The following is a 17,222-nucleotide window of genomic DNA, read 5'->3' as shown; positions in this document are numbered from 1 at the left end:
GCAGATGCTGTTTGATCAGGTGACGGTTATCGGTGGCGGTCTGGCGGGTTCGGAGTGCGCGATTCAGCTGGCGGATCGCGGGTTTTCCGTAAAGCTGTGCGAGATGCGCCCCCAGGTGAGCTCCCCGGCCCACCATACCGATCACCTGGCAGAGCTCGTCTGCTCCAATTCGTTTAAGTCGACCCGTCCGGATTCCGCGGCTGGTTTGCTGAAGGCCGAGCTTAAGCGCATGGGTTCAGTCCTGCTCGATTGCGCCCATCGCGCGGCTGTTCCCGCCGGCGGTGCCCTGGCGGTCGACCGCGTCAAGTTTTCCGAGCTTGTCGAGGCCGAGGTTGCCGCCCGTCCCAATATCGAGGTCGCGCACGGCGAGGTCACGCAGATTCCCGAGGGCCACGTGGTCATTGCCGCGGGCCCGCTGTGTTCACCGGCGCTGAGCGAAGAGGTCATGAAGCTCGTCGGTGGCGACGCCCTTGCGTTCTTCGATGCCGCGGCGCCGATCGTCGATGCCTCCACGCTCGATATGGACGTGCTGTTTTCGCAGTCGCGCTACGAGGAGCAGGGGAGCGGCGACTATCTCAACGCTCCGCTCAACAAGGAGGAGTACGAGGCCTTTATCGAGGCACTTACCACTGCCGACCGCGTGGTGCTCAAAGACTTTGAGGGCGGCGATCTGTTCCAGGCCTGCCAACCTGCCGAGGAAGTTGCGCGCACCGGCAAGGACGCCATTCGCTTTGGCGCCATGAAGCCCGTCGGCCTCACCGACCCGCGTACCGGACGTCGCCCCTGGGCGGCGATCCAGCTGCGCGCCGAGAACAAGGAGAAGACCGCCTATAACCTGGTGGGCTTCCAGACCAACCTGACCTTTGGCGAGCAGAAGCGCGTCTTCCATATGGTGCCGGGCCTGGAGAACGCTGAGTTCTTCCGCTACGGTGTCATGCACCGCAATACCTTTGTCGACGCCCCGCACGTGCTCGATGGCACCTTCGCCGTGCCCGGTACCGGTGTGCGCCTGGCCGGTCAGATCACCGGCACCGAGGGGTACATGGAAGCCGTGGCGACAGGTCTGCTCGCGGCGCTCAACACCTATGCCGATGCTATCGGTGCCGCGGGCGTCGAGTTGCCGCGTGTGGGTGCCCTGGGTGCGCTCGTGGGCTATGCGACCGATCCTGCCACCGTGGGCTATCAGCCCATGCATGTCAACTTTGGCCTGGTGCCGCCACTCGAGGATGGTAAGCGCCACAGCAAGCGCGACCGCTACCAGGCCTATACGGACCGTGCGCTCGAGGCCCTTGATGCCTATCTGGCCACTCGTCCTGATCTGTTTGGAGGCGACCGGTCATAGCCTTTGACCTGTACGACACCGTCGACTCGTTTATCGCCTATATCTCACGTGTCGAGGGACTTTCTCCCAACACGGTGACGGCCTATGGCTCGAGGCTGGAGCGCTTTGCTGCCTGGTGCGAGCGCGAGGATATCGATGCTTTCGCTGCCGACGTGCGCACCATTCGCCGCTATCTTGCCGAGCTTTCGCGTGGGCAGGTGGCTCCCCGAACGCTTGCGGCGCATCTGTCGGCTATCCGATCGCTCTATCGATGGATGGCTGCCGAGGGGGTCGTGGAGGGCGATGTGGTCTCGGCAATTTCCTCGCCCAAGCTCCCGCGCGATCTACCCGGTGTGCTGACGACCCAACAGGTGGAGGCGCTGCTAAAGACGCCTGATACCTCAACACCCGCGGGACTGCGCGATGCGACGATGCTCGAGCTGCTCTATGCCTCGGGCGCCCGTATCTCTGAGCTCGCAGCACTCAATGTGGAGTCCATTGCGTGGTCCGAACGCACGCTGCGCCTGTGGGGCAAGGGGAGCAAAGAACGTATCGTCCCTCTGTATCGTCGTGCGCTCGAGGCGACGCGTCTCTATATTGAGGAGGGGAGGCCGGAGTTGCTCGCTCAGGCAAAGCGTCGTGACCCCGTTACCGGGCCGCATCCGCTGCTTATATCGGCGCGCGGTAATCGCATGAGTGCCGCCATGCTCAGGCGGCGGTTTCATACGCTGGCGACGCTCGCCGGCATGCCTGCCGACATCGCCCCGCATGCGATGCGCCATACCTTTGCGACCGACTTGCTCGAGGGCGGTGCGGACCTGCGCTCGGTTCAAGAGCTGCTGGGCCATGCGAGCCTGTCCACGACGCAGATCTACACGCATCTCACACCCGATCGGCTTAAGCGGGCTGTGTCTCAAGCCCATCCCCGCGGCGAATAGTGGCTGGGACGTCCCGCGCCGCGCTCAGGTGTGTGGTTTTGATTGCGGGTTGGCAGGAAGATGCATTCCTGCTATCATTCATCGGGTTGCTTCACGGCAACAGGTTTTTATCACGCACGCGCGGCTACTTCATACCGTGGTGCCCGGGCTTTGGTAGCACATGTCCGGGTTGGTTTTGGAGGATGACCCCGCGCGGAGGCAAACCACAGGAGGTTTAACATGGCTACCAAGATTAATATCCGCACCCTGCTCGAGGCCGGCTGCCACTTCGGTCACCAGACCCGTCGCTGGAACCCCAAGATGAAGCCGTTCATCTTCGGTGAGCGCAACGGCATCTACATCCTCGACCTCAAGCAGACCATCCTCGACGCCGACCAGGCCTACACCTTCGTCAAGAACGTCGCCAAGGGCGGCAACGTGCTGTTCGTCGGCACCAAGAAGCAGGCTCAGGAGGCCGTCAAGAACGCTGCTGAGCGCGCCAACATGCCTTACATCAACCAGCGTTGGCTCGGCGGCATGCTGACCAACTTCGTCACCATCCGCTCCCGCATCAACCGCATGGAGGAGCTCGAGGCCATGGTCGAGGACGGCCGCATGGCAGTGCTCCCCAAGAAGGAGCAGGCTGTTCTCGGCAAGGAGCTCACCAAGCTCCAGACCAACCTCGGTGGTGCCCGCGACATGAAGGGTCTGCCCCAGGCTCTCTTCGTCATCGACACCAAGCGCGAGGAGAACGCCATCAAGGAGGCTCAGCGCCTGAACATCCCCGTCGTCGCTCTGATCGACACCAACTCCGATCCCGACGAGGTCGAGTACGGCATCCCCTGCAACGATGACGCTATCTCTGCTGTCACCCTTATGTGCGAGCTCATGGCTGACGCCTGCCTCGCTGGCTCCGGCAAGGAGCAGGTCTCCGAGGCCGAGATGGCCGCTGAGCCCAAGGCCGAGTAAATCAGTCTTAGTTAATTCTTTTTCATCTCTTTGAAAGGAACCACAATGGCCCAGATTACCGCCGCTATGGTCAAGCAGCTCCGCGAGATGACCGACTCCCCGATGATGGAGTGCAAGAAGGCTCTCGTCGAGGCTGACGGCGACATGGACGCCGCTGTCGACGTTCTGCGTAAGAACGGCCTTGCCAAGGCTGCCAAGAAGGCTGGCCGTGAGACCAACGAGGGCGCTGTCGCCGCGTTCGTCTCCGAGGATGGCAAGACCGGCGCTCTGCTCGAGCTCTCCTGCGAGACCGACTTCGTTGGCTCCAACGCCAAGTTCACTGGCTTTGCTTCCAAGGTCGCTGAGGTTGTCGCTACCACCGAGCCTGCTGACGTCGACGCTCTGCTCGAGAAGCCGATGGGCGAGGAGACCGTTTCCTCCGAGCTCACCGAGATGATTCACATCATGGGCGAGAACATGAAGATCTCCCGCTTCGCTGCCCGCAAGGCCGAGAACGGCGCGCTCGCTTCTTACATCCACATGGGTGGTAAGATCGGCGTCCTCGTCGAGTTTGCTTTCGAGAAGGCCGAGACCGCTCAGGCTGAGTCCTTCAAGACCTTCGCTCACGACGTTGCCCTTCAGGTTGCCGCCGTCGCACCGATCTGCGCCACCCGCGATCAGGTTCCGGCCGAGACCGTCGAGCACGAGAAGCAGATCTACATGGCCCAGGCTGCCGAGTCCGGCAAGCCCGAGGCTATCCAGGAGAAGATGGCTGTCGGCCGTCTGGAGAAGTTCTACAAGCAGTCCGTGCTCACCGAGCAGGAGTTCATCAAGGACAGCTCCCTCACCATCAAGAAGTACGCTGAGCAGGTCTCCAAGGAGCTCGGCGACACCATTACCGTCGTTGCCTTTGACCGTCTGGTCCGTGGCGAGTAAATAAGCTCTTGTAGCTGGTAATGAGCAGGCTGTGGGTTTTACTCACAGCCTGCTTTTTCATGGCTCTTATCAGAGCCTTTGATATCATATTGAGAGTCTAATTAAAGGAGGATCGCTTTGTCCGACATCCGATATAAACGCGTGCTTCTTAAGCTTTCCGGCGAAGCACTGATGGGCGACGGCCAATATGGCATTGACCCCAAGGTTACCGACCATCTTGCCAAGCAGGTCAAGGAGCTGCTCGCCGTTGGCCATGAGGTCGGCGTCGTTGTCGGCGGCGGCAATATTTTCCGTGGCATGGCCGGCGCTGCCGGTGGCATGGAGCGTGCTCAGGCCGACTACATGGGCATGCTCGCGACCGTTATGAACGCGCTCGCCCTGCAGGATGCTTTCGAGCATAACGACGTTCCCTGCCGTGTGATGAGCGCTATCCAGATGAACGAGATCTGCGAGCCCTATATTCGACGTCGCGCCATCAACCACCTTTCCAAGGGCAACGTCGTTATTTTTGCCGCCGGTTCGGGCAATCCGTACTTTACGACCGACACCGCCGCGGCTCTTCGTGCGTGCGAGATCGGCGCCGAGATTCTGATTAAAGCCACCAAGGTTGACGGCATCTACGACAAGGATCCCGTCAAGTGCGCCGATGCCGTCCGTTTTGACAAGATTACCTATCACGAGGTTCTCGTTCGCGGCCTGCAGGTTATGGATTCCACGGCTACGGCACTGTGCCAGGATAACCGTATGCCGATTTTGGTCCTCAACATCGATGGCGAGGACACCGTCAAGCGCGCGCTCGCGGGTGAGCCCGTCGGCACGCTCGTCTATCAGGAGGATTAAGCATGGCAGAGAACATCACCGCCCATATGGACAAGTCGCTCGAGTCCCTCAAGCATAACTTCTCCAAGGTCCGTACCGGTCGTGCCAACGCCAACATTCTGTCCGACATCACCGTCGATTATTACGGTGTCCCCACGCCGGTCACGCAGGTTGCCGCCGTCAAGACCCCCGAGGCTCACATGCTGCTCATCGAGCCGTGGGATAAGGCGCTCATCAATGCTATCGTCAAGGCCATCGGCGCTTCCGATCTGGGTATTACCCCCAACTCCGATGGCACCGTCGTTCGTCTTCCGTTCCCGGCTCCCACTGAGGAGCGCCGTCGCGAGCTCGTCAAGGAGTGCCGCGAGTACGCCGAGCAGGCCAAGGTGTCTATCCGTAACATCCGTCGCGACTTCAACAACAAGCTCGAGCGCGATGAGGAGCTCACCGAGGACGACGTACGTCGCGAGCAGGCCAAGGTCCAGAAGCATACCGATGAGTATGTCGCCAAGGTCGAGGAGCTTCTGAAGGAAAAAGAAGCCGAGGTCATGGAGATCTAAGGTGCAATACGACGAGCATAAACTGGTCGAGTACTTTGCCGACGCCCCTGCGGGCGTCGGTTTTTCCGACCTTGACCTCAATAACATTCCGCACCATATCTCGTGCATCATGGACGGCAACGGTCGTTGGGCCACGTCGCGCGGTCTTGCACGCACCGAGGGCCACAAGGCGGGTATCGTCTCGCTGCGCGAGATCATTACCGCCTGCGTGCGCCTGGGCGTCGACGTGCTTTCGGCCTATGCATTTTCGACCGAAAACTGGAATCGACCGCAGCACGAAGTCAACGTTCTGATGCACCTGTTTGCCAAGACGTTTATCGACGAGCTGCCGCTTCTGAAGCGCGAAAATGTGCGCGTAGTCTTTTTGGGTGACATTTCCGCGCTGCCCAAGAAGACTCGCGACGTTTTTGAGCGCGGTCTTGCCGAGTGCGCCGATCACACCGGTATGACGCTGGCGCTTGCCGTCAACTACGGCGCGCGTGCCGAGATTACCCGCGCTGTCCGTCAGATCGCATCCGACGCTGCCGCCGGTAAGATCGATCCTGCCGCAATTGATGACGACATGGTGGCTTCCCACCTCTATACCGCCGGTCTTCCCGATCCCGAACTTGTGATTCGCACCTCTGGTGAGCTGCGCCTTTCGAACTATCTGCTGTGGCAGGTGGCTTATTCCGAATTCTACGTCACCGATACCTATTGGCCCGACTTTGATCGTTGGGGCCTTGTCGACGCCATTTTGGCCTATCAGGGCCGTGACCGTAGGTTTGGTGGACTGAGCAAGACCGAGGAGGCTTAATCATGTCCGATCGTCCCAAGGCATCTGCTCCCAAGACGCCAGTTTCCGCGGCGCCTGCGCGAAAGGCTGCCACTGCGGGAGCGCCTGCAGCGAAGAGCGGCACCGGTTCGTGGTTGGCGGGCTTTATTACCCGTGCCGCCGCCGGTATCGTCTACGCCGTTGTCTTTATCCTGTGCCTGGTTTTGGGTATCGTGCCCACGGCCATCTTTGTTTCTGTCATGAGCGGTCTGTGCTGCTATGAGTTTTTCCGTATGACAAGGCTCGATGGCAAGATGGCTAACGAGCGCATGGGTATCGCTGCCGCCGTACTCTTTCCGCTGTCGGCGTTGGGCGATTCGATGTTGCTGAATGCCCTGCTTTTTGCCTTGATGCTCGCTGTGGGCATTTGGTATGTCTGGTCGCCGCGTACCCGCATCTCTGATGTGGCCGTGACGCTCATGGGTCCCATCTACACTGGCTTTATGCTGTCGGCTATCGTGTTGCTGCGCGATGCCGTGCCCGGTTTTGCCGGCGCCCTGCTTTCAGTGGGCGTTTGCGCGTCCCTTTGGGTCTCCGATTCGTTTGCCTACATCGTGGGCAGCCGTATCGGCAAGCACAAGATGGTTCCCAAGATCTCCCCCAAAAAGAGCTGGGAGGGGTTTGCCGGCGGCATCTTGGGCTCGGTTTTGATTTGGCTCATCCTGTGGGCGACGCACTTCTACAAGCTCAGCCTGCCCTATGCGCTGCTGTGCGGCGTGGTCGTGTCCATTCTGGGCGTTATCGGCGACCTTATCGAGTCGCGCATCAAGCGCGGTGTGGGCGTCAAGGATTCCGGCAACCTTATCCCGGGCCACGGCGGAATGCTCGATCGTAGCGATTCGCTTATCTTCGGTTGCATCACCGCACAGCTGTTGCTGATGATTGGAGGCGTGCTGTAATGTCCTTCCAGACGACGTATGGCCCCGATGGACGCCTTCGCGTTGCCATCCTGGGTTGTACGGGCTCTATCGGCACCCAGGCGCTCGATGTGTGCCGCCAGCATGCCGATCGCCTGCAGGTGACGGCGCTGTCCGTTAATTCCAGCACCTCGGAGCTCGTTGCCGCTGCCCGCGAGTTCTCGGTTCCGGCGGTTGCCGTTGCCGATGTCGCTCATGGCGATGACGCCGTGCTGCAGGAATTGCCCGAGGGCACACAGCTCGGCGTTGGCGCGCAGGCGGTTTGCGAGCTCGCGCGTCGCGACGATGTCGACTGCGTGCTCGTCGCTATTGTGGGCGCCGCCGGTCTCGAGGCGAGCCATGCGGCCTTGACCTCGAATAAGCGCCTTGCCCTTGCCAACAAGGAGTCCCTCGTCGTCGGTGGCGACTTGCTTATGCCGTTGGCGCAACCGGGCCAGCTTATTCCGGTCGACTCTGAGCATTCCGCCATCTACCAGTGCTATCTGGGGGAGAACCCGCGCGAGGCCCACTGCATTTGGCTCACCTGCTCGGGCGGTCCGTTCTTTGGCCGCACGCGCGACGAGCTCGATCGCGTTACGCGTGCCGATGCCCTCGCGCATCCCACGTGGGCCATGGGTGCCAAGATTACCATTGACTCCGCCACCCTCATGAACAAGGGCCTGGAGCGCATTGAGGCCATGCATCTGTTTAACTGCGACCTCGATTTCATTAACGTGGTCGTGCAGCGTCAGTCCAAGATTCACTCTATGGTCGAGTTCGCCGACGGCTCCGTGATGGCGCATCTCGGTGCATCCGACATGCGTATTCCCATCCAGTTCGCGTTCTCGTATCCCGAGCGTTGGGATACTCCGGCGCCTCGTATCGATTTCCGCGAGCTGGGGCAGCTCACGTTTGATGCTGCCGACATGGATACCTTCCGCTGTCTGGCACTGGCCGAGCGTGCCGGCAAGACGGGTGGCACCATGCCGTGCGTGCTCAATGCCGCCAACGAGGTCGCCGTCGATGCCTTCCTGCACGATGGCTGCAGCTTTACCGATATCGATCGCATTGTGGAATCCTGCATGGACGCCCACGATATGCAGGTGGTCGATTCGTTTGAGCAGCTTCGCGACATCGATGCGTGGGCGCGTGAAAAGGCTGCGCAGGTGCTCGCCGCAACCCGTTCCTAACCCATAAGGATTGCTTTTTCGTTTTATGGATACTGTTCTGAGCGTTCTCTCATCGGTCTTTTGGGGCCTGCTGATGCTTTCCGTCCTCGTGTTTTTGCACGAGGGCGGCCACTTTTTGGCGGCGCGTGCCTGCGGCGTCCGTGTGACCGAGTTCTTTTTGGGTCTGCCGTGCCGCTTTGACATCCATTACACGTCGCGTCGCATTGGAACCAAGTTTGGCGTGACCCCGCTGCTGCTGGGTGGCTACGCTGCCATCTGCGGTATGGATCCGACCGATGTTTCGTGTGCCGATCGCGTGCTCGCGGCCATCTATCGCCACGGCCGGGTGACGGTGGCCGATCTTGCCGTCGAGCTCGAGCTGTCCGAGGAGGATGTGCTCGAGGCCTGTGCTTTGCTGTTGGGCTGGGGCTCTATCGCTCCCTGGTATGAAGAAGGGGAAAAGCCTTCGCCCAGCTACTATCCCACCAAGTACCAGACTCTGCCGCGTGACGCGGCGGGTTATACCACCTTTGACGGCCGTCGGTTCGATCGCGGGCATGCGACTGCCGAGGGCGATGTATGGGAACTGCCGTGCGACGAGGCCGAATTCCTTGCGCGCGAGCGCTCGCACACCTATTTGGGCCAGGGCTTTGTCAAGCGTGCCTTTATGCTGCTTGCGGGCATTATCGTCAATATCCTGACGGGTTTTTTGCTCCTTATGAGCATCTATTCCATCGCAGGTGTCACCGTGCCGGTGGATACCAATGTGATTGGCCAGGTTGACGAAGGCTCGATTGCCGCCTCGGCGGGAATCGAGGGCGGCGACGCGATTCTTTCGGTCGACGGAGTATCGTGCTCTACCTGGATGGACGTTTACGATGCCATCGGCAAGGCTGCCGGTAAGGACGATATCGCCATTGAGTACGAGCGTGACGGCAAGCAGCATTCGACCACGGTTGCGCTCAAAGAGGACGATCGCCTAGGTGTGTATGCCTCTACGCAGGTGGTCCGTTTAGACCCCATCACGTCGGCTCGCCTGTCGTTCTCCTATGTTGTGCAGACAGCGGAGGGCGTGATGCGCCTGCTCCAGCCGCAGCATACGATGGAGATTCTCGATCAGTCCTCTTCGATCGTGGGTATTAGCGTTATGTCCTCACAGGCTGCTGCTGCCGGCCCTGCCACGTTCCTTTCGTTTGCCGCCCTCATTTCATTCTCGCTTGGCTTTATGAACCTGCTGCCCATCCCGCCACTCGATGGCGGCAAGCTAGTCATCGAGATCATTCAGAAGATTGCGGGCCGCGAGCTTCCGCTCAAGGTCCAGACGATTGTGAGCTATGTGGGCATCGCGCTCTTTGCGCTGCTGTTTGTCTATATGCTTCGTTCCGACATCCTTCGATTTATTTTGTAGGGGAGTGTTTGGATTGTCTTTATCCCATCCTTTGCCTCGCGAGCTGACGCGCCCCGTGCATGTGGGCGGCGTGCAGATCGGTGGCGGCGCGCCGGTGGTGGTCCAATCTATGACCTGCACCGATACCGCTGATGCCCAGGCAACGCTTGCGCAAGTGTGCGCGTTGGCGCAGGCTGGCTGCGATATCGTGCGCGTGAGCGTGCCCTCCGAGGCCGCGCTTGAGGGCTTCCGCACCATCTGTGCCGAGTCTCCGGTGCCCATTGTCGCCGATATCCACTTTAACCATAAGCTCGCCATTGGTGCCGTTGAGGCCGGTGCCGCCAAGCTGCGCATCAATCCCGGCAATATCGGCGATTGGGCCAAGGTTGACGCGGTGATCGATGCTGCGGGTGCCGCGGGCTGTGCGATTCGCATTGGCGTGAACGCGGGCTCGCTTGAGCAAGATATTGCCGAGCGCGACGACCTCACGCAGCCCGAAAAGCTCGTGATGTCGAGCGAGCGCTTCGTCAAGCACTTTGAGGATCGCGGCTTTACGAACATTGTGCTTTCGGCCAAGGCCCATAGCGTGCAAACGACGCTCGATACCTATCGAGCCCTGTCACGTGAGATTCCCCACGTTCCGCTTCACCTGGGCGTGACGGAGGCGGGGACCAAGCTTCAGGGCACCATCAAGAGCTCTGTAGGCTTGGGTATCTTGCTTTCCGAAGGCATCGGCGACACCATGCGTGTGTCGCTCACGGCCGATCCGGTTGAGGAGCCGCCGGTCGCCTGGGGAATTCTACAGTCGCTGGGCCTGCGTCGCCGTGGTCCCGAGATTGTCTCGTGCCCCACGTGCGCCCGCTGCCAGGTTAACCTCATTCCCATCGCCGAGGAGGTCACCGAGCGGCTTAAGAACTATTCCGCGCCGCTTTCGATTGCCGTCATGGGATGTGCCGTTAATGGCCCCGGCGAGGCTTCTGATGCCGACCTGGGCGTTGCTTGCGGACGTGGTCAGGCCTTGCTCTTTTCGCATGGCCAGATCATTGGTAAAGTAGCTGAGGACCAAATTGTCGACGCGCTTATGGCAGAGGTCGACAAGCTTATTGAGGAGAAATAAATGACCCGAGCAATGTATATGTCTAAGCTCTATGCGCCGACGCTTAAAGAGGATCCGGCGGACGCTGAGCTCGCCAGCCACCGCCTGCTGCTCCGTGCCGGCATGATCCGCAAGGAGGCCGCCGGTCTGTATTCCTACCTGCCGCTCGCATGGCGCTCGATTCGCAAGATTGAGAACATCGTGCGCGACGAGATGGACGCCGCCGGCGCCCAGGAGCTTATGATGCCCATTATGGTCGACGCCGAGTTGTGGCGTGAGTCCGGCCGTATCGATGCCTATGGCAAGGAGCTTGTGCGCTTTGACGACCGTCATGGTCGCGAGTTCGTGCTGGGCCCCACGCACGAGGAGACCGTCACGGCCCTGGTGCGCAACGAGCTGCGCTCCTATAAGCAGCTGCCAGTGAACCTCTATCACATCCAGGATAAGTTCCGCGACGAGTTCCGTCCCCGTTTTGGCCTGATGCGCGGTCGCGAGTTCATCATGAAGGATGCCTACAGCTTCTCCGCCACGCAGGAGAGCTTGCAGGAGGAGTATGACAAGATGAAGCAGGCCTACGCTAACATTTGCGAGCGCTGCTACATCAAGGCCTTGCCCGTCGTTGCCGACTCCGGCGAGATCGGTGGCGATACCTCCGTCGAGTACATGGCTTTGGCCGACGCCGGCGAGGCTTCTCTCGTCTATTGCGATGACTGCGGTTTTGCCGCCGATGATGAGGCTGCAAGCACCAAGGTCATCGTGACTGAGGGTCCCGGTGACGGTACGCTTACCAAGGTCGAGACTCCGGGCATGGGCACCATTGAGGCCGTTGCTAAGTTCTTTGGGTTCCCCGAGAACGGCACGCGCAAGTCCCTGGCGCTCATCGATGCCGAGGGCAAGCCCGTCGTGGCCATCGTCCCGGGCGATCATGAGCTCAACGACTGCAAGGCCGAGCATGTCTTTGGCAAGGGTTATCGCATGATGACGGACGAGGAGCTTCAGACCTACGGTCTGCACAAGGGCTTTATCGGACCGGTTAACTTGCCCGAGGGCATCCGTCTGGTGTGCGACGAGAGCCTGCGCGAGTCCAAGCAGTGGGCCTGCGGTGCCAACGAGGTCGATTATCACTTTACCGGTGCCTGCCCCGAGCGCGACTTTACCGTCGATGAGTGGGCAGATCTGGTCACCGTCGTTGCCGGCGATCCCTGCCCGCACTGCGGCAAGCCGCTCTCTGCTGCTCGCGGCATCGAGGTCTCGCAGGTCTTCCAGCTGGGTACCAAGTATTCCGAGGCCATGGGCGCCACCTTTATGGACGAGGACGGGAAGGAGAAGCCGCTTATCATGGGTTGCTACGGCGTGGGCGTGTCCCGCTCGCTTGCTGCCGTCGTGGAGCAGCACAACGACGAGCACGGTATCGTCTGGCCGGTTTCCGTTGCCCCGTACGAGGTCGCTGTGATTCCGCTCGATCCCAAGAAGGAGGAGTGCGCAACCGTCTGCGACCAAATCGTCGAGGGCTTGTGCGCCGAGGGTATCGAGGTCGTCGTCGACGACCGTGACGAGCGTCCCGGCTTTAAGTTTGCCGATAACGACCTTATGGGATTCCCGTATCAGGTGGTGCTTGGCAAGCGTGGCCTTAAGAATGGCACCGTTGAGCTCAAGGACCGTGCCACGGGCGAGCGCGAGGACGTGGCGATTGACGAGGTCGTCGCCAAGGTTGCCGAGCTTGTTAAGGCGGCCCGCCGTTAATCGACGTTTCTGCTATTAGATGTAATTGCGGGACTGCTCCGTATCTCTCTTAGGAAGAGATGCGGAGCAGTCTATTTTGTTGCGTGAATAAACTCGATGGGTAAAGGAAAACCCCACAGCCCATATGAGCTGCGGGGTTTTCTTGTGCCTCCGATGCGAAATAAATCGCTCAGATATTACTGATAATCGACGACGTCGATCCAGTTCTTCAGGAACTCATCGTTCACGTTGCGCTTACGAGCGAGCTCGGAAGCGGCGACGATGCTCGTCCACTGACGCACGACCTGCATGGGCATGTCGGCGCGGTCGCAGTAGAGCTCCAGGTAGGCCTCGGCCTGATCCTTGCTGTTGAGGGCGAAGAGCAGGTAGGTGGTGGCAACGTCGGCAGCAGGGGAGCCCTGGGTGGCGTGTGCCCAGTCGCACACATAGAGCTGGCCGTCGTCGCCGACGATGACGTTGGAGGGGTTGAAGTCGCCGTGGCAGACCTTGAACTCCTTGGTCATGCCGTCCAGACGCTCCTGAAGGTTGTAGCGCGTGGTGGCATTGAGCTGATCAAGGCTGTCGATCATGCGGGCGAACTTGTCGCGCTGACGGTTGAGCAGCGGGGAGGTGTAGCCGTGGATCTCGATTTGGAGGTCGACGAACATCTCGAGATACTCACCAAAGCGCTGGGGCTCGGCAGTCATCTTCTCGGCAAGGGTGGTGCCCGGAACCTTCTCGGTCACGAGCGCCCAGCCGTTGGCGTTCTCGAGCTGGGAAACCTCGAGAGCCTTGGGGCTGCGGATGCCGCACTCATTGATGCGGGCAAGATTCAAAGCCTCGTTGAACACGTCGGAGACAGGCTTGGTCTCGTTAAAGACCTTGACAATCTTGTCGCCCAGGTCGTAAACGACCTTGTTGCCACGGCGGACGAGCTCGGTCTTGGAATCGGGTAGCAGCATGGTTGCATCCTTTCAACGATGCGATAGAAGCGACGGCGGGGGTGTGTGAAACACCCGTGCACCCCCGCCGTTAAAAACCGTGCTAAAACTAGCAGACGGCGTAGTCCTGAGGCTCGCGGCCGTAGTAGGCGTCCAGGTAGAGCTCCTTGATCTCGCTCATGAGCGGGTAGCGCGGGTTAGCGCCGGTGCACTGGTCGTTGAATGCCTGCTCGGTCATCTCGTCGAGGGTGTCGAGGAAGTACTGCTCGTCAACACCGTAGTCGGCGATGGTCTTCTTGACACCGATGAAGTCCTTGAGCTCCTCGAGCTTCGTGATGAAGTTCTCGAAGACCTCCTTGTCGTCCTTGCCCTCGATGCCGCAGTACTTGGCCATCTCGGCGTAGTTGTGCAGCGCGTTGGGGTAAGGATACTGGGAGAAGGTACCCATCTTGACGGGAGCCTCGGCGGCGTTGTAGCGCATAACGCGGGTCAGGATGACGGCGTTGGCGAGGCCGTGAGGCAGGTGATGGAAGGCGCCGAGCTTGTGAGCCATGGAGTGGTTGAGGCCCAGGAAGGCGTTGGCGAAGGCCATACCGGCCATGCAAGAGGCGTTGTGCATCTCCTCGCGGGCATGCGGGTCCTTGGCGCCGTTCGTGAAGCTGGAGGGCAGGTTCTCGAAGACGAGCTTAGCAGCGCGCTCGGAGAGGCCCTTGGTGTAATCGGAAGCCATGATGGAGACGTAGGACTCGATGGCGTGGGTCATGACGTCGATGCCGGAGGCAGCGGTCAGGCCGCGCGGGGCGGTCATGCAGTTGTCGGCGTCAACGATAGCCATGTTGGGGAGCAGCGCGTAGTCGGCGAGCGGCCACTTGATGCCGGTCTCCTTGTCGGTGATGATGGCGAACGGCGTGCACTCGGAGCCGGTACCCGAAGAGGTCGGGACGGCGACGAAGTAGGCCTTCTTGCCCATCTCGGGGAAAGTGAAGATACGCTTGCGGATGTCCATGAAGTCCATGGCCATGTCCTCAAACTTGCACTCGGGGTGCTCGTACATCATCCACATGATCTTGCCGGCGTCCATAGCGGAGCCACCGCCGACGGCGATGATGACGTCCGGCTCAAAGAGAGCCATCTGCTTGGCGCCGCGACGTGCGCACTGCAGCGACGGATCGGGCTCGACGTCGTAGAAGCAGTCGTGGGCGATGCCCATCTCGTCGAGCTTGGCCTCGATGGCGCGGGTGTTGCCATTCTTGAAGAGGAACTGGTCGGTGACGATGAAGGCGCGCTTCTTGCCCATGACGGTACCGAGCTCGTCGAGAGCGACGGGCGTGGAACCCTTCTTGAAGTAGACCTTCTCGGGAGCGCGGAACCACAGCATGTTCTCACGGCGCTCGGCCACAGTCTTAACGTTGATCAAGTGCTTCACCCCAACGTTCTCGGAGACGGAGTTGCCGCCCCAGGAGCCGCAGCCCAGGGTCAGAGACGGCTTCATGCCAAAGTTGTACAGGTCACCGATGCCGCCGTGCGAGGACGGGGTGTTGATGACGATACGGCAGGCCTTCATGACGTGCTCGAACAGGCTGATCTTCTCGGCCTGGGCGGGGTGCACGTACAGAGAGGCGGTGTGGCCCGGGCCACCGGCGAGCACGAGGTGCTCGGCCTTGTCGACGGCCTCCTGGAAGTCCTTGGCGTGGTACATGGCCAGGACCGGGGAGAGCTTCTCGTGGGAGAACTCCTCCTTGGCGGGGTCGGTGGAGGTGACCTCGGCGATCAGGATCTTGGTCTTGGCGGGAACCTCGATGCCGGCGAGCTCGGCGATCTTGGCGGCAGCCATGCCGGGGATGCGGTGATCGAGGGCGCCGTTCTTGAACATGGCGGCACGCAGGGCCTCCATCTCGGCACCCTGCTTGACGAAGTAGCAGCCGCGCTTCTGGAACTCGGCCTTGACCTGGTCATAGATGGTGTCGATGACGGTCACGGACTGCTCGGAAGCGCAGATCATGCCGTTGTCGAAGGTCTTGGAGTGGATGATGGAGTTGACGGCGAGCAGCACGTCGGCGGTGTCGTCGATGATGACCGGGGTGTTACCGGCGCCAACGCCCAGGGCGGGCTTGCCCGAGGAGTAGGCGGCCTTGACCATGCCCGGGCCACCGGTGGCGAGGATGATGTCGACGTCACGCATGACCATGTTGGTCAGCTCGATGGAGGGGACATCGACCCAGCCGATGATGCCCTCGGGGGCGCCGGCCTTGACGGCGGCGTCAAGCACGAGCTTGGCGGCGGCGATGGTGCACTTGGCGGCTGCCGGGTGCGGGGAGATGATGATGCCGTTGCGGGTCTTCAGGCTGATCAGCGTCTTGAAGATCGCGGTGGAGGTGGGGTTGGTCGTCGGGATGACGGCGCCCACGATACCGATGGGCTCGGCGATCTTGGTGATGCCATAAGCCTCGTCGCGCTCCAGGACACCACAGGTCTTGGTGTTCTTGTAAGCGTTGTAGATGTACTCTGCGGCGTAGTGGTTCTTGATGACCTTGTCCTCAAGAACGCCGCGGCCGGTCTCCTCGATGGCCATCTTCGCCAACGGGATACGAGCCTTGTTGGCGGCCATGGCGGCCTCATAGAAGATCTTGTCGACCTGCTCCTGCGTGTACGTAGCAAAAAGCGCCTGGGCCTCTCGCATCTGAGCGAGCTTAGCCTCAAGCGCCTCTACGTTGTCCACAATTGCGGGAGTAGTGTTTTCCGGTGACTTTTTCACCATTTGTGTCTCCTTGCGATCGGAGATTTACCCTACGTCTTGCATGATAGCAAGAAATAATTCGGCGAACGGTAAGATTCCCGTAAAAGGCACACTAAAACGCTTCAATAAACTGAAACGCTTCAACTATAACTTTTAACTTTCCGTTTGCCGCATCGCCCCACTCATTGGGGACAGACTTATATGAGTATTTCAATGGGAAAACGGGGAGAACGGGGCACCTGTTTGACAATCGCTATTCGCGGGTCGCGGTCGAGTCGGACACGCAGGCGGTCCAGTTGCTCGATTATATCCATCTCAATCCTGTGAAAGGCGCGCTCGACTCGCTCGATGCGTACCGCTGGTCAAGCTTCAAGGCATATCAGCTGGGCTATGATTCCTTTGACATCTGCAAACACTCATGTAAGTCTGTCCCCAATGAGTGCAAAAAGGCGCCCTCCGTGGGGGAGGACGCCTTTGGTAAGTTCTATATGAACGCGAGGTCTTTGACCCGGAGAGTCCGAGGTACTTGTTGGTAAGACCTTATTTAGGAGCGCGCAACCTTGCCGGACTTGAGGCAGGTGGAGCAAACGTTCATCTTGCGACGGTGACCATCGACGACGACGTAAACGCGCTGGATGTTGGGGCGGAACTTACGGTTGGTGACGCGGTGAGAGTGGCTGATGGAGCGACCGGCAACGGGGTGCTTACCGCAAACTTCGCAAACTTTGGACATAACTGACCCTCCTTGGGCGACAAACGAACATGTCGCGTTAACAAACAAGCCTGAACTATAGCACAGAAGCAGCTCCCTGTGCGTAATCTACACAGAGATATTCCTCTTTTGGCGATAGTGCTCACGCCACGGCCCTGGACGTAGATCCGATTTGCGTGCAGCAGAGGGGATTATGCCAGCTCGTGCGTGCGTTTTCAAGCTCGTCCCACAAATATATATAGGTTTA

Annotated in this window: 15 protein-coding genes; 12 read left to right on the top strand and 3 right to left on the bottom strand. The window is 60.1% G+C overall.

Annotated elements, in window-relative coordinates:
- The first annotated feature begins 4 nt into the window (after positions 1-4).
- The 12 genes from trmFO to DW850_RS01520 all read left to right on the top strand — a co-directional run bounded on the left by trmFO (position 5) and on the right by DW850_RS01520 (position 12,606).
- The gene (gene trmFO / locus DW850_RS01575) at positions 5-1,342 is read left to right on the top strand and encodes a methylenetetrahydrofolate--tRNA-(uracil(54)-C(5))-methyltransferase (FADH(2)-oxidizing) TrmFO (RefSeq protein WP_117639925.1); all 1,338 of its coding nucleotides are present in this window, start codon (positions 5-7) and stop codon (positions 1,340-1,342) included.
- The gene (locus DW850_RS01570; RefSeq protein ID WP_117786052.1) at positions 1,339-2,259 is read left to right on the top strand and encodes a tyrosine recombinase XerC; all 921 of its coding nucleotides are present in this window, start codon (positions 1,339-1,341) and stop codon (positions 2,257-2,259) included. Before trmFO ends, DW850_RS01570 begins: the two co-directional genes overlap by 4 nt.
- Positions 2,260-2,478: 219 nt before the next feature.
- The gene (rpsB, locus tag DW850_RS01565; protein WP_006236109.1) at positions 2,479-3,207 is read left to right on the top strand and encodes a 30S ribosomal protein S2; all 729 of its coding nucleotides are present in this window, start codon (positions 2,479-2,481) and stop codon (positions 3,205-3,207) included.
- Positions 3,208-3,252: 45 nt separating this feature from the next.
- Entirely contained in the window at positions 3,253-4,122 is an 870-nt protein-coding gene (gene tsf / locus DW850_RS01560) for a translation elongation factor Ts (protein ID WP_022094736.1), read from the top strand.
- Positions 4,123-4,239: 117 nt separating this feature from the next.
- Positions 4,240-4,962, top strand: coding sequence for a UMP kinase (gene pyrH, locus DW850_RS01555; RefSeq protein WP_040359955.1), 723 nt, complete (start codon positions 4,240-4,242; stop codon positions 4,960-4,962).
- A gap of 2 nt (positions 4,963-4,964) precedes the next feature.
- Positions 4,965-5,501, top strand: a complete 537-nt coding sequence (gene frr / locus DW850_RS01550; RefSeq protein ID WP_006236112.1) for a ribosome recycling factor — start codon at positions 4,965-4,967, stop codon at positions 5,499-5,501.
- 1 nt (position 5,502) lies between these two features.
- A complete protein-coding gene (locus DW850_RS01545; protein ID WP_117637242.1) occupies positions 5,503-6,297 on the top strand; it encodes an isoprenyl transferase in 795 nt (264 codons plus the stop codon).
- A 2-nt stretch (positions 6,298-6,299) separates the two neighbouring features.
- Positions 6,300-7,214 (top strand): phosphatidate cytidylyltransferase, encoded by a 915-nt coding sequence (locus tag DW850_RS01540; RefSeq protein WP_233502344.1) that lies wholly within the window; start codon positions 6,300-6,302, stop codon positions 7,212-7,214.
- Complete coding sequence (dxr, locus tag DW850_RS01535) at positions 7,214-8,401, top strand: 1-deoxy-D-xylulose-5-phosphate reductoisomerase (protein ID WP_117564265.1); 1,188 nt, start codon at positions 7,214-7,216, stop codon at positions 8,399-8,401. The genes DW850_RS01540 and dxr overlap by 1 nt, the downstream gene beginning before the upstream one ends.
- A 25-nt stretch (positions 8,402-8,426) precedes the next feature.
- A complete protein-coding gene (locus DW850_RS01530) occupies positions 8,427-9,788 on the top strand; it encodes an RIP metalloprotease (protein ID WP_117786051.1) in 1,362 nt (453 codons plus the stop codon).
- Positions 9,789-9,801: 13 nt separating this feature from the next.
- Positions 9,802-10,884: a flavodoxin-dependent (E)-4-hydroxy-3-methylbut-2-enyl-diphosphate synthase gene (ispG, locus tag DW850_RS01525; RefSeq protein ID WP_117779087.1), complete on the top strand. Its 1,083-nt coding sequence runs from the start codon at positions 9,802-9,804 to the stop codon at positions 10,882-10,884.
- The gene (locus DW850_RS01520) at positions 10,885-12,606 is read left to right on the top strand and encodes a proline--tRNA ligase (protein ID WP_233540584.1); all 1,722 of its coding nucleotides are present in this window, start codon (positions 10,885-10,887) and stop codon (positions 12,604-12,606) included.
- Positions 12,607-12,782: 176 nt separating this feature from the next.
- Here DW850_RS01520 and DW850_RS01515 read toward each other — a convergent pair whose 3' ends face one another.
- The 3 genes from DW850_RS01515 to rpmB form a co-directional block, all read right to left on the bottom strand.
- Positions 12,783-13,547: an aminoglycoside phosphotransferase family protein gene (locus DW850_RS01515; RefSeq protein ID WP_006236119.1), complete on the bottom strand. Its 765-nt coding sequence runs from the start codon at positions 13,545-13,547 to the stop codon at positions 12,783-12,785.
- 88 nt (positions 13,548-13,635) lie between these two features.
- Complete coding sequence (gene adhE / locus DW850_RS01510; RefSeq protein WP_117758530.1) at positions 13,636-16,284, bottom strand: bifunctional acetaldehyde-CoA/alcohol dehydrogenase; 2,649 nt, start codon at positions 16,282-16,284, stop codon at positions 13,636-13,638.
- Positions 16,285-16,807: 523 nt separating this feature from the next.
- Positions 16,808-16,996 (bottom strand): 50S ribosomal protein L28, encoded by a 189-nt coding sequence (gene rpmB / locus DW850_RS01505; RefSeq protein ID WP_022094725.1) that lies wholly within the window; start codon positions 16,994-16,996, stop codon positions 16,808-16,810.
- Positions 16,997-17,222: the final 226 nt, after the last annotated feature.

This window comes from Collinsella sp. AM36-4AA (assembly GCF_003467795.1).
Classification (GTDB): domain Bacteria; phylum Actinomycetota; class Coriobacteriia; order Coriobacteriales; family Coriobacteriaceae; genus Collinsella.
Note: the sequence above shows the minus strand (reverse complement) of the source record. Positions and strands in the feature narration are given on the sequence as shown.

Coding starts and splice junctions, on each gene's coding strand:
- trmFO (WP_117639925.1), top strand. CDS start 5: ATGCTGTTTGATCAGGTGACGGTTATCGGTGGCGGTCTGGCGGGTTCG.
- rpsB (WP_006236109.1), top strand. CDS start 2,479: ATGGCTACCAAGATTAATATCCGCACCCTGCTCGAGGCCGGCTGCCAC.
- tsf (WP_022094736.1), top strand. CDS start 3,253: ATGGCCCAGATTACCGCCGCTATGGTCAAGCAGCTCCGCGAGATGACC.
- frr (WP_006236112.1), top strand. CDS start 4,965: ATGGCAGAGAACATCACCGCCCATATGGACAAGTCGCTCGAGTCCCTC.
- DW850_RS01540 (WP_233502344.1), top strand. CDS start 6,300: ATGTCCGATCGTCCCAAGGCATCTGCTCCCAAGACGCCAGTTTCCGCG.
- dxr (WP_117564265.1), top strand. CDS start 7,214: ATGTCCTTCCAGACGACGTATGGCCCCGATGGACGCCTTCGCGTTGCC.
- DW850_RS01530 (WP_117786051.1), top strand. CDS start 8,427: ATGGATACTGTTCTGAGCGTTCTCTCATCGGTCTTTTGGGGCCTGCTG.
- DW850_RS01520 (WP_233540584.1), top strand. CDS start 10,885: ATGACCCGAGCAATGTATATGTCTAAGCTCTATGCGCCGACGCTTAAA.
- DW850_RS01515 (WP_006236119.1), bottom strand. CDS start 13,547: ATGCTGCTACCCGATTCCAAGACCGAGCTCGTCCGCCGTGGCAACAAG.
- adhE (WP_117758530.1), bottom strand. CDS start 16,284: ATGGTGAAAAAGTCACCGGAAAACACTACTCCCGCAATTGTGGACAAC.
- rpmB (WP_022094725.1), bottom strand. CDS start 16,996: ATGTCCAAAGTTTGCGAAGTTTGCGGTAAGCACCCCGTTGCCGGTCGC.